Origin of the sequence: Maridesulfovibrio zosterae DSM 11974, assembly GCF_000425265.1 — a bacterium.
GTDB lineage: Bacteria > Desulfobacterota > Desulfovibrionia > Desulfovibrionales > Desulfovibrionaceae > Maridesulfovibrio > Maridesulfovibrio zosterae.
This window is the reverse complement of sequence record NZ_AUDC01000011.1, coordinates 35784-48704: the sequence shown is the minus strand read 5'-3', so window position 1 is coordinate 48704 and position 12921 is coordinate 35784. Positions and strand designations below refer to the sequence as shown.

Sequence of the window (12921 nt, the reverse complement as noted above, 5' to 3'; positions counted from 1 at the left end):
ATCGATTAAATTTGTCCAGTAAGTGATTTACTGGTCATCTTTTCAGGCGGCCTTACGTGTATCCGCGACACTCAGGCAGCGATCCATGTACCTTACTTTCTGCATGGTTTTCTTAATAATTTGTTTAAAGCGTGGAAGATCCCTTGGTGCATAGCTTGATTTTGCTCTTGCAAGACCTGCCATATCGAGAATTTCATTATATAGATATGGCAGATATAGTGGGTCCTGACGCAGGAAGAAATAAACTTCATGCATTGCTTTATGAATTTCTTCCTGATTCTTTGAATATTTGCGGAATAGTTTTTCAAGCCGTTTGGTTGCGTGCTTCAAAGAGTTGTTCCACTTTAGGCTTCTTGGTTCAAAAATTGGGAATTTTCTTGGAGTACGTGACATGTTCAAGGCCGTTTTGAAGTAATCAATTCCTCCGGGAGCAGATGAAAGCAGACCTTCCATATGAATTTTTTGCATATCAACATTACGTGCCCCTTCAATTAAAGCACATCCGCCGTATAGGTTGAAAAATGGTGTGCTTAGAGTTTTAATATCTCCTTCCATTTCTCTTTTGGAAGTCATGTACTGTAGAGTTGAGGTTATGTCTTCACCATCGGCATTTTTAAGATTTACGATCATGTTTTTATTATAAGTAGCTCCAGAGTTCTGGTGACCGTCTGCATGTGATACTTTACCTTTCCATGCGAAATCCTGTCCGACCAAAAGGATATGGTTGAAACCACACCAGTCTAGAAATCTTGCCAGAGTCACACTTACGTTACTACCTGCGTCAAAGACTTCTTCATGATTATGTAAAGCAAATGTGCCAAGGCCCCCCATAGTCCACATGGGAATGGTCGGTCCTGGATATGCTTCCAGAACTTTGTTATCCAGTTTAGTGGAGTAGATAAGAGGAATATCTTTTGCCCACTCTCTATCCAGTTGTTCATATACCCTGATCATATGCGGACTGTAGTCAATCCCGACGCAGAAATGAGGTTTTATTCCTGCTTTATGTACAGCGGGAAGTCCCTGCAACGATGTAGTATAAATTGCGTTACCCGGATTTTTCGCAAGTTCCGGTCCGAATTCAGCTAAAGACGGTCCTGCACCGAGCACTACAGCTCCTAGTCCTTTTCCAGCTCCTTTGAGCGGGGTGATTGAGCCATCAGTAATAGTTTTAGAAAAATTTTCGAGTTCATTGCCGACCATAACATCCTGCTTCAAGCGCAGAGTAGTCATTTCAACACTGAAAGATTCCATCTTATCACGGATGGTCGCGGCCCAGCGTGCGTATTCGGGGCCAATCTGCTGACTTGCAATATCAAGGCGTAAATATATTTTACCGTATACGAATTGAAGGTCCAGATCTTTAATGATATTCATCAAATTGTTTTCATCGGTACTGCAAAAATGAAGTTTTCCAGCCTTCATAAACGGGCGGTAGTCAGTCTGTCCCAGACAGGCCAGCAAAAGTTCCGGATTGGGTTCCGTAATAATAACTTTATGGGTGTCCGGGGTATTCATGAGAACATGATTCAGTCCGTAACCTACATTGCAACCAATGATGAATGTCGCGCTTGTGTCAGCTTTTTCAGTGACTTTCCAGTCTTTATATATGAGATTGGGCATCAGAGAATCGAAAAGGCCCTTGCCATTCTCCATTTTCCAGTCGAGAATGCCCCAGTTGTTTTTGAAGAGCGAAGAGGTAAGTTGCTCTTCGTCAATATCCTGACTGCTCAGCCAGGCATGAAAGGGCGGGTTGTATGTTGCAAGTGCTTCGATGTTGTCTTTAAGAAATGGATAAGCTGACATTGTTTCCGTCCTTGGCAGACTGTTTTTATTAGGCTGTATTCATGTGCCGGGTTTATTTCTTTCCCGGTTTACGTAAGCAGGCCGATAATCTTCTGTATTTTATTTGCAAAAAAGTTGCCAGATTAAACGCAAGTGACGTTCAAGATTCATTTTTGATGTTTAACTGCTTGAAAGGATTAATAAAATGTTTGTTAGTGATATTCTTGAATTAGTTGGTGGTACTCCTCTGGTTGAAATGCGCGGACTCAATCCTAATAAAAAAGTCAAGATTCTGGCTAAGCTGGAATCTATGAACCCCGGAGGGTCAATCAAAGATCGTGCTGCCGGGGCAATGATACGTAAGGCCGAGTTTTCCGGCGAGCTTAGTCCTGACAAAATTATTATCGAGGCTACATCAGGCAACACGGGAATAGGGCTGGCAATGGCATGTGCAGTAAAAGGCTACAAACTGATGCTGATTATGCCGGAGACTGCTTCAGAAGAGCGTAAAATGATTATGAGGGCCTATGGTGCTGAAATCATGCTCACCCCCGGTCATCTGGCAACTGATGGAGCGATTGAACTTGCTTATCGTTTATATCGTGAAGAACCTGAAAAATATCTGCTTATGGATCAATACAATAATGAAGCTTCAATCGAGGCTCATTATGAGGGAACCGGACAGGAAATCTGGGATCAGACTGAAGGGCAGGTTACCCATGTTGTCGCTTGTCTGGGAACCAGCGGAACTGTTATGGGAATAACAAAACGGCTTAAAGAGTTGAATAAAGATATTCAGGTCATAGCTGTGGAACCAGAACCCGGACACAAGATTCAGGGGCTTAAGAATATGCAGGAGTCTTATCCTCCAGGTATATATGATAAGCATAAGCTGGATCAGGTCATCAGGGTGCAGGACAATGATGCCTTTGAAGCATGTCGCAGGCTTGCAAAAGAAGAAGGCGTTTTTGTGGGGATGAGTTCCGGGGCCGCCATGGCCGGTGCTGCTGCAGTTGCTGCTGATCTGGATGAAGGGCTGGTGGTAACTGTTTTTCCTGACGGAGGTGAAAGATATCTTTCCACTCCATTGTTTCGGCCGCAGGTTATGAAGGGCCCAAAGATTTTTGATCACTGTTCAGGTGAAGATAAAGTTTTGGCTCTTACCGAAGCTGAAACAGGTCTTTTTACTATGGGACCGTCTTTTGACAATCCTTATGATCCGGAAGCATTTAGAAGAATAGTACTTCTTGATGTGATGGCTCGGCATCTTAAACGTGAAGGAGCTAAAGTTTCAGCCCTCGTGGGCTTGGCTGATCTGGAGGATCAGACTCTGGCTGCTTCACGGGAAAGAGGAGTAGATCGAAATACATTTGCCAGTAAGACTGCTACTGCAATACGTAAAGCTGCACGTCTTTTAGGTGTTCGTGAATCCATGCAATTTTCACGTTCTTCAGAATCCATCGATCGTACTGTTGAGCTTTGCCGTACATTGCTTGCGCACGGTCTGGCTTACGAAAAGTTGCGCTCAGTATATTTTGATATCTCGCGTGACAAAGGTTACGGACAGATGTCCAACATGGATATCGATAAAGTCAGCCTCGGAAAGACCGTGGATATGGATAATTATGTTAAGGAAAATCCTCGTGATTTTACTTTGCTTAAGCGGGCTACTCTGCAGGATCTTAAGCTCGGTGATATTATTGAAACAGAGTGGGGCAATGTTCGTCCCAGTTGGTTTATGCAGCAGGCCGTCACTGCTCTTGAAGGTCTGCCCGGTGTGAGTCTGCTCTTAGCAGGTGAAATTCACCGTTTTCCACACCTTGAAAACATTCGAGCTATCTGGGCCGGTGCAGGAGTTTCACCGCAGGCATGGATGGTGGCTCAGCCCGTACTGCCGGGTGGTCCTGTTTTGCCATGCGTAGATGAACTGATTGAGAAAGCCGTACAACCTATAGCTGTACGTATGTGGATGCTGTCTTCATCTTATAAGAAACCGCTTGTCTGCAGTGATCAAGCTGTTTCTATGTGGGTAAAGAATCAGCAGAGATTGCAGGATCTGGCAGCAGGATTGAGTGTTGTTTCCGGCGATTTCGGCGAGGTGTCTGAAGACATTGATCAAGAAATTTTTACTCTTAAAAGCGGATTGTCACAGGCATTAAATGATAATCTTATGCTGCATCGTTTCTGGCCGATTCTATTTAGTTTTGCAAAAAGTATAAATTCTCATTTAAGTGCTGGGAAGCTTTGCGGTAAAGAAGCAAAGTTATGCTTGGATCAGCTTTTGGAAGTCGATGAAATTATTGGAATTCTTGATCACGAAGCCATGCCTGTACCGTTTTCTTTCCTACCGGAAGAGGCCAAAGATCTTTTGGAGCAACGAGAGCTTGCAAGAGTAAAAAAAGATTTTGCCACCGCAGACAGCATGCGTGATCAGCTTATGGAGCTTGGTTATAATGTTGAAGACAGTTCTGAGGGCGCAAGGGTATTTAAGGTGAAATAGAGTGATGTTGCGTTTTTTACTAATTTTGTATTTGTAACCGAATTAGTACGGATGAAAAGAAGAATTCCCCCGTGGTGAAACGGGGGGATTTTTTTATTTTTTAGTCATTCGATAAACACCGTCCCATGCCTCACCTTCAGGAACAGGTGGATTTATCTTATGCTCCTCAGCTCTTTTAATGAAGACTTCACACGGGGTATGCTTGGTGTCTGAGAAACGCTCGTATTTATTGGCTTCCTCGTAAAGTTTAATAGCCTTATCCCAGTTCATGGCGACATATTCATTTCTGGCTTTATTAAATAATTCGAATAGTTTCTTTTCGCTTTCAGTCAAATCTCCCTTCATTGCGACCAGTTCATAAATGCGTACAGGTTCGTTTTTACCAACGACTTGAATGTTATCAATGAGGCGTGCTTCAACAAGGTCTATTACTTTATATGTTTTGCCATCAACTTCAACTTCAGTTTCAAGAGTGAAGTGGCTGACCGCATTGAAAATTCCGAACTGTTTTGCCCCCTCTTCCAGACGGGCGGCAAGGTTAACCGCATCACCCATCATGGTGTAGTTCATACGCATGGAGCTTCCCATATTACCAACGACTATTTCACCTGAGTTGACACCTATTCTGGTGCGCATGTTGTGAACAACTTTCGGCCATTTTTCATCTTTAGCCCATTGTTCTTCTGGGAATCCTTTTGTGTTGCGGACCGGTTCATCAGGAAGCGGTTTTTCTCTGCTCCATTTTTCGCGCAGCTCGTTATTGGCATTTTGCATTCTTACGGCCACACGGCAGGCTCGCAGGGCGTTATCAGGCACATCCATGGGGGCACCGAAGAAAGCAATAATTGCATCTCCTTCGTATTTATCCAACGTCCCCCTTTCTTCAATTAAAATATCTGTCATTACGGATAGGTATTCATTGAGTAATTCGACCAACTGCGATGCGGTCAGTTTTTCTGAAAAAGTAGAAAAGCTTTGGATATCAGTGAAATACGCAGTAATAAACCTTGCTTCACCGCCCAGTTCAGGCATTTCTCTGTTGGAGAACATTTCGTCGATCAGTTCAGGTGCAAGATAAGATGAGAAAGTTGCCTGCAGGAATTTTTTCTGACCTTCTTCCCTCCAAAATTTTATCAACGTAAGCATTGTAAAGTTTAAAGCCAGAATTATCAGTGAATACATGGGCGTGAGGTATGCAGAGTATTCTCTGAATATAAAAACTGAGCCATAGACAATGACTGTGCCCATACCGAAAATGGGAAGCATCATCCAGAGTGAACGTGACCATGTCAGCAAAAGTGTTGTTACAATACCTGCGCAAACTATAAGCAGCAGTTCGAGTCCGGGGACCCAGTCCGGTTTAAGCAGAAAATCTTTCGTAAGTATGTTGTCTACAATGGTCGCATGAACTTCTACACCAGGGTAATCGGCAGCAAAAGGTGTTACACGTAAATCACGCAAACCTGCTGCGGAAGTTCCCATGAAAATTATTTTACCTTTGAGTTCTTTTTCACCTACTTTGCCGCTTAATATATCTTTGGCGCTATAGTATGGGAATTCAGTTCTGCCTCCACGGTAACGAATTAGCATCTGCCCTTTAGCATCAACTGGAATTGTAGTTTTTCCCAGTCTGATAGATTCGAAACCATAGCTGTTGGTTTTTGCAATTACGTTTCGTCGGCCCATGGCTTTCATAAGTGTTCCCAACGCAAGGCTCGGGTACTGCTTGCCGTTGAGTGAGATAACTAATGGTACTCGGCGTACCACGCCATCAAAGTCGGTGATTGTATTATAAAATCCACACAGGGGGGATGCCTTTGTCAGCACAGGTAAAGGGCAGATAGCACCAAACGCATTTAGAGTTAAAGAACTGAGCGGAGGTGCGTTTTTGGTTTTTATCTGTGCAACTGGCAAGGGTTTTACAAAGCATGGCTGTGAAGTCACGGAAGGATCCTTTTCCTGTTCCAGAAAATCGAAATAGAATCCTAGTACGTAACGTCCTTGTTTAAGAACATCTGCCAGTACTTCGTCGTTATCCATCAGTCCTTGAGGCAATCCCTTGAAGTCAACAGCAACTCCAAGCTCATTTTTTAAACTTTTTTGTATTGTAAGGGGCGAGGTTCTGTCAGGTTCGCCGATAAGAATATCAAGGCCGGTTGAAAGAGCTCCTGCCTGTTGAATTTTAGCAAGCAGTAATGCCATACGGTAACGGGGCCATGGCCATTGACCAAGTTCAGCCAGACTAGCATCGTCAATGTCTACAATAACAGGTAAATCTGTTTTCTTACCGACAGGGCTGGTGCGCATAATTTGATCATAAATTTTATAGTCTACGAATTGGAGAATAGAGGGTTGGAAAACATATAGAATTGCAACAAAAATAGAGGCGGCAAAACCTGTCATAAGGAGCAGGGAGGTATCGGAACCTAAAATTTTTTTTAGCCTATTTTTCATTTTATGTCTCATCCTCATTCTTTTGTGTTAAAAGATAACTATATATGAAACTTAATATTAATGAATAATCTGGATTTTTCAATTAATATTATATATATGTTGTAGTATAAGTATAGAAGAAAATGATGGAATGCATCGTATTGCATTAATATATTTGACAATATCTGGAGGTTTTCTGGAGTGACGTTTATCCGTATATCTGCAATTATTCTGGCAATATGCCTCATAACAGGATCTGGCAGCAATGTCTGTGCGCAGCCTGCTATGTCAGAGGGCATGACTGCTATAAACCCGGATCAGGTTGACGGTAAGCCATATCTTTTAGGGATTTTGAGAGATCTTCTTGCGACTCATGATCGGATTAAGGCCGCTGAAGCTCGCGTGGAATCATCTGAGCATTCTGTCTCGCAAAGCTGGTCTGGCTGGACTCCTTCATTAGATGTTTCTGCCGAAGCTGGTCGTGAGGAGATTGATAAGCCCGGTGGTGGAACAAACAAATTTAGAAACGAGCAGAAAGTTACGGCCACGCAGTTGCTATATGATTTCGGTGGAGCCTCCGGTTCAGTTGACAGCGCAAAAGCGACCTTGAAAGAGTCGAAGACAATACTTGAAAGGATTCGTCAGGATCTTATTATTCAGGGAGTTTCGGCCTACATGGGGCTTATCCGTGCCAAAGAAACTCTTAAGTACGCTATCCAGTCTGAAGATAGTATGAAGCGTCTATCCGGAATGGAGGAAACTCTTGTAAAAAGAGGGGCAGGACTATCATACAAAGAGTTACAGATTAAAGCTCAGCTTGCAGGTGCAATGTCGTACCGTGTTACACAGGAAAGAGCTCTTGAAACAGCTCGAAACCGTTTTAAAGCAGTGTTTGGATATCCTGTTACCGTGGAAGAAATCAACAAAATGGTTCCGGTAACAATGCCAGCGTCTTTTATGCCCGGAACTCTTGATGATGCAATTGTTCAGGCATTCAAACTCAATCCTCTTTTAACTCAGCTTCAACATGTTAAGGAGAGACTCGGCAGCGAGGTTGATGTCCAGCAGGCAACTCTGTTTCCTAAATTTGAGGTTGTTCTCGAAGGTAAAAGGCGGGAGCAGGATCAGGGTGCTGATGGAGTGAGAATGGAGAATAAAGCCACTTTTCAGGTCAGTTATTCCGGTTTTTCCGGGCTGGGTGAGTATGAAGGTACTCAGGCAGCAAAGGCCAATCTGCGTGAAATCCGCAAGCAGGACCTAGATACCAGACGTCTGGTTGAAGAAAATGTTCGCAACGCCTGGCTTGAACTTATGACCCTCCGTAAGAATGCTGAGCTTTATAGAACACAGGCTAATATTACAGCTGAATTTCTTGATCTGATCAAGAAAAAGAGAGCAACCGGCGAGCAGGTTGAACTCCTTGATATTCTGGTTGGTGAGCGTGATTATTCAACAGCGACAAGTGCCAGTGTAGGTGCTAATATTGATAACATTATTTATGCATACAGACTGCTTTATCAAATGGGTGTCATGAAACTTGAAGTGTTTGAGTGATAGCCGGATTGACTTAACCGTAACTATATAAAATTCCATGTGTGCATGCCCATGGAATTTTTGTTTTCAAATCTCATTTGGTAATTATGGACGGAAAAAGGATATTTATTGATGAGAGAACTACTGCGCAGATTATCACTTCATCCGTTTCTTGCTTTTGAAATTATTGTTGCGTCTTTTTTCATTAACATTCTTTCACTGGCCTCACCTATTTTTGTAATTCAGGTCTTGAATCGTTATGTGGGCTACGGATTTGACGGGACACTTATTACGCTTACAACCGGTATGCTTATTGCCGGATTTATAAATCATGGATTCATTATTGTCCGTTCACGTTTAGCTGCAGCCGTAAATGTTTGTCCTGATAGAATTTTGTCAGAGACTGTGCTTAATTGTCTCGCCCGCGCAAAAATGACAACCATGGGACGTATTCCCCCTGCACGAATTCATGAGTTGATGGGCGGAATCCAGACAGTTCAAAGTGGGTATGATGCTTCAGTAATATGCTCTGTACTGGATATGCCTTTTTTTATTATTTTTGTAGGAGCGATTTTTTTTCTGAGCCCTGCGTTAGCGTTGATAACTATTTTTGCTGTTGCTGTGACTCTTCTAGCAGGCTGGACCAATATGCGCAGTGGGAATGTTCTTATGGAGAGTATGCGTGATGAGTCTGTAGTTCATAGGGGAAATGTTACCAATGCCATATCCGGTGCTGATACGGTGAGGGCTTTTGGCGGTAAAAATTTTGTATCAAATGTTTTTCAGGAACAGTTTGGCAAGATTCAGCTTATCAAACGTCAAATGGTACATAGAGGAACTCGCGGACAGGCTACTATTCAAAGTCTGGCGATGCTTCTTCGGGTTCTTGTGTATGCTTTCGGCGCACGCGAAGTTGTAATGGGGTCCCTTAGTATGGGGGGGCTGATAGGTATATCGATTCTTTCCGGTAAGTCCCTTTCTGTTTCTACTTCTTTTATAAAGTCACGAGCTATGATCGGTCAGGCATCAAGTATGATGCAGTCATTGCATGAATTTTTGCGGCAGCCACTTGAGTCTGAAACAGGAACTGTTCTTAAAGATTATAGCGGAGCCGTTGAAATAAAAGATTTGGGTTTTGCCTATTCCGGCTCAACAGGTCCTCTTTTTGAAGGACTGAATGTTGATATTAAACCCGGGAATTTTGTTGTTGTAACCGGGCATAACGGTTCCGGTAAAACAACTTTGGTGAGGTTGCTGATAGGCCTTATCGATCCAGGGAGAGGGCAGATTTTAGCTGGAGGTGTTGATTTACGCCAGCTTGCAGCGCCGTGGTGGAGGTCTCAGGTGATGTACCTTCCGCAGGAACCTACTTTTTTGAATGGCACAATCAAAGAAAATATATGCTTGAATTGCCCTCATATTGGTGATGACCGGGTTAAACGTATTGTTGAAGCTGCCGGTCTTACAAGATATCTTAATACCAGTGTCAAGGGGTTGGAAGCGCCTGTTATGAATGGCGGGGCAGAGCTGGCTGTAGGTATCCGGCGTAGACTGGCTCTAGCACGTGCTCTTGCTGTGAAGGGTTCTGTAGCAGTTCTTGATGAGCCTGCCGAAGGTTTTGATATGGAAGGTTTGCGGATCATGAATATGGTCATTCAAAGTCTGGTTAAGGCAAAAAAGACTCTGATTGTTGTTACGCAGGATATGCGCATTATGCAGCGTGCTGACATTATTATCGATCTTGGGCATAAACCTAAACCACAAGTTGCTTATACTGCTGAATCAAGTGCTAAACGTATTGCTGATGAAAAGGGTCAGGTTGCAGCTATGCCTGAAAGTGGAGAAGAATAATGAATACCGAAGTAAATTCTGAGTACTCCGGTGAAGTTAAAGCGGCGAACCACTTATTTTTACTGCTGTGTATCGCAATGTGTATAAGCTTTATAGTGTGGGCCTGTTTTTTTAAGTTAGATATTGTCAGTCAGGCTGATGGTGAGGTAATCCCCAGCTCAAGGGTAAAACCTGTTCAGCATCTTGAAGGCGGGATTATATTAAAAATTAATGTACGTGAAGGAGACACGGTAACTAAGGGACAGGAGCTTATTGAGCTGGAGGCTACAGCAAGTGATTCAAGCGTTGAAGAATTAGATGTGCGTGTGAAGTCATTACGGGTAAATATTGCCAGACTTGAGGCTGAAGACAAGGGGTTTGCACAGCCTAATTATCCAGTCGATATTGTTAAAAAATTTCCGACACTCATTGAGCGTTCGTTAAAATTATTTCAAACCCGTAAAGCTCGGCTTGAAAATGATTTGGACTCAGAAAAGGAAAGAATTATTCAACGTGAGCAGGATATTCTGCAAATAAGTTCGCGTATGCGTAATTCTCGTAACAGTCTTAAATTTTTGCAGGAACAGATCAAAATAAGTTCAGGTCTTTTAAAAGATGGTTTGACTTCACGTTATAAGCATCTTGGATTTCTGAAAGAAGAATCCAAGCTTAAGAGTTCTATGGAAGAAGATTCCGCAAAGCTTGTCAAAGCACGTTCAGCATTGTCGCAGGCAAAAGCTGACATTAAGGAAATAACAAATTCATATTATGCTTCTGTACGTCAGGAATTACAGGATGACCGAAGGGAACTGGAAGAGTTATCACAGCGTCTTAGAAAATTTCAGGACAATTTAAAGCGTACGGTGATTCGTTCCCCTGTAAATGGTGTTATTAAAACTATGTACGTAGTCAGTCTTGGTGAAGTGGTTCGTCCTGGTATGACTGTTATGGATATCGTGCCTGGCGGGGATAAACTCGTTATCGAAGCTCGATTGGCCATAAGTGATATCGGATATGTCAAAGATGGTCAGAAAGCGGTTGTGAAACTTGCCTCTCGTGATGCAGCAAGGTTTGGTAATCTTGATGGTAAAGTAGTAAACATCAGTCCTGATGCTGATTCCACTGATCGTGGCCGTACTTTTTATCGTGTCCGCATTGTAACTGATAAGGATTATTTCGAACATGACGGTAACTATTACAAGTTGTTTCCTGGTATCAGAGTTATTGCAGGAATTCATATAGGAACCCGAACCGTTTTAGAGTATATTCTGGAACCGTTTATGGGCTCAATGAGCTATGCTATGAGGGAAAGATGAGTCAGGAAGAAAATGATACAACACAGTCTGATCCTAAAACAACTGAATGGATTGATCTGTTGCCGGACAATGCACGGCGTGCCTTTGAACAGGCTATAAGGGCACATTCATCAAGGAAGTATGATGAGGCTGTAACTCACTATGTAATGGCTCTCTCCTTCATGCCTGATGATCCTGTTCTGCTTACAAATCTCGGTGTTGCCTTGCGTGAACAGAATAAATTCAAAGCAGCGGAAATGTGCTATAGACGAGCTATAGCCGTGAGGGAAGATTCTCCCGGAAGTTGGAGTAATCTGGGTAATGTTTTGCGCAGGATGGGAAGACTTAAAGAAGCTGTAACCTGCCATCGTAAGGCTGTTGAACTGGATAAGAAATTTATTGACGCATATTATAATATGGGGCTGGTCCTGCAGGATCTTGGCAAGCTGGATGAAGCCATTAAAATTTTTGATTATTGCCTGAAACAGAAACCAGGAAAGGCAAACATTAACTGGGACCGTGCTCTTGCTTTGCTAGCCAAGGGAGATTTTCTAAAAGGTTTTGAAGCTTACGAATATCGGTGGCAGCGCGAGGAATTGACTGAGCGTCATTTCAGGCAGCCATTGTGGGATGGCTCTCCTTTGTCTGGAAAACGTATTTTTATCTACACCGAGCAGGGTTTTGGAGATAGCCTGCATTTCTGCCGTTATGTTTCTGAAGTAGCAAAAGCCGGTGGCAAAGTTCTTTTTGAATGTCAGAAAGAACTTATTTCTTTACTTAGAAACCTTGATGGGCTGGATGGAATAATCAGCGCCGGAGACAAGCTTCCTGATTTTGATGTTCAGGCTCCGCTTATGAGTCTGCCGCGTATTATGAAACATGATATTAATACTATTCCCAGGGGGTGTCCGTATATAACTCCGCCGGCACAGGCTGGTTTTCCCGTTCATGTACCACAAGGAACAATTAAAAAAATAGGAATTGTATGGGCAGGTAAGCCAACTCATAAAAACGATCATAACCGTTCTGTCAGTTTAGAAAACTTTCTTACATTTACGCGTATTCCCGGAGTGACTCTTTATTCACTGCAAAAAGGTCCTGAAATTGCTCAACGGGAAAAAATGGCTTGCGGGATAATGGTTCGTGAGCTTGGCGGAGGATGTGAAGATTTTGCTGATACAGCAAAAGTTATGCTCCAACTTGATTTAATTATTACTGTAGACACTTCTGTTGCACACCTTGCCGGAGCTTTAGGATTGCCTGTATGGGTTGCTCTCCCGTATAATTCTGATTGGCGCTGGATGTGTAAACGTAATGACACACCATGGTATCCAACGATGACTCTCTTTAGACAGAAAAAATCAGGTAATTGGGATGATGTTTTTAATGAAATGCTGAATTTACTCAATAAAGAAATGAAAATGTAATAGAATGTCAATTCTGTTATTTTTTTATTGAACGCTGGACGGAATCCGCACGCTAAGATAAAACTGTAGGCACTTGCTTTTTAAAAAAATCTATTTGGAACGATGAAGTGAAGGGATA

General features: G+C 42.8%; 7 protein-coding genes. 5 read left to right on the top strand and 2 right to left on the bottom strand.

Annotated elements, in window-relative coordinates:
• Nucleotides 1–42: 42 nt before the first annotated feature.
• The gene (locus tag H589_RS0104385; RefSeq protein WP_027720907.1) at nucleotides 43–1806 is read right to left on the bottom strand and encodes a motility associated factor glycosyltransferase family protein; all 1764 of its coding nucleotides are present in this window, start codon (nucleotides 1804–1806) and stop codon (nucleotides 43–45) included.
• A 184-nt stretch (nucleotides 1807–1990) separates the two neighbouring features.
• Between H589_RS0104385 and H589_RS0104380 the strand changes: the two genes are divergently transcribed.
• Nucleotides 1991–4285: a cysteine synthase gene (locus H589_RS0104380; protein WP_027720906.1), complete on the top strand. Its 2295-nt coding sequence runs from the start codon at nucleotides 1991–1993 to the stop codon at nucleotides 4283–4285.
• 93 nt (nucleotides 4286–4378) lie between these two features.
• Here H589_RS0104380 and H589_RS0104375 read toward each other — a convergent pair whose 3' ends face one another.
• Nucleotides 4379–6739: a CHASE2 domain-containing protein gene (locus H589_RS0104375; RefSeq protein ID WP_027720905.1), complete on the bottom strand. Its 2361-nt coding sequence runs from the start codon at nucleotides 6737–6739 to the stop codon at nucleotides 4379–4381.
• Between the two features lie 180 nt (nucleotides 6740–6919).
• On the opposite strand from H589_RS0104375, the gene H589_RS0104370 reads away from it, so the two are divergent.
• From H589_RS0104370 to H589_RS0104355, 4 genes are all read left to right on the top strand, one after another.
• Complete coding sequence (locus H589_RS0104370) at nucleotides 6920–8272, top strand: TolC family protein (RefSeq protein WP_027720904.1); 1353 nt, start codon at nucleotides 6920–6922, stop codon at nucleotides 8270–8272.
• A 111-nt stretch (nucleotides 8273–8383) separates the two neighbouring features.
• A complete protein-coding gene (locus tag H589_RS0104365; protein WP_027720903.1) occupies nucleotides 8384–10102 on the top strand; it encodes an ATP-binding cassette domain-containing protein in 1719 nt (572 codons plus the stop codon).
• Nucleotides 10102–11397 (top strand): HlyD family type I secretion periplasmic adaptor subunit, encoded by a 1296-nt coding sequence (locus tag H589_RS0104360; RefSeq protein ID WP_027720902.1) that lies wholly within the window; start codon nucleotides 10102–10104, stop codon nucleotides 11395–11397. The genes H589_RS0104365 and H589_RS0104360 overlap by 1 nt, the downstream gene beginning before the upstream one ends.
• A complete protein-coding gene (locus H589_RS0104355; RefSeq protein WP_027720901.1) occupies nucleotides 11394–12803 on the top strand; it encodes a tetratricopeptide repeat protein in 1410 nt (469 codons plus the stop codon). The genes H589_RS0104360 and H589_RS0104355 overlap by 4 nt, the downstream gene beginning before the upstream one ends.
• Nucleotides 12804–12921 lie beyond the last annotated feature (118 nt).

Bases quoted from the DNA above. Each gene is read 5' to 3' on its own strand.
- H589_RS0104385 (WP_027720907.1), bottom strand. From the start codon at position 1,806: ATGTCAGCTTATCCATTTCTTAAAGACAACATCGAAGCACTTGCAACA.
- H589_RS0104380 (WP_027720906.1), top strand. From the start codon at position 1,991: ATGTTTGTTAGTGATATTCTTGAATTAGTTGGTGGTACTCCTCTGGTT.
- H589_RS0104375 (WP_027720905.1), bottom strand. From the start codon at position 6,739: ATGAAAAATAGGCTAAAAAAAATTTTAGGTTCCGATACCTCCCTGCTC.
- H589_RS0104365 (WP_027720903.1), top strand. From the start codon at position 8,384: ATGAGAGAACTACTGCGCAGATTATCACTTCATCCGTTTCTTGCTTTT.
- H589_RS0104360 (WP_027720902.1), top strand. From the start codon at position 10,102: ATGAATACCGAAGTAAATTCTGAGTACTCCGGTGAAGTTAAAGCGGCG.
- H589_RS0104355 (WP_027720901.1), top strand. From the start codon at position 11,394: ATGAGTCAGGAAGAAAATGATACAACACAGTCTGATCCTAAAACAACT.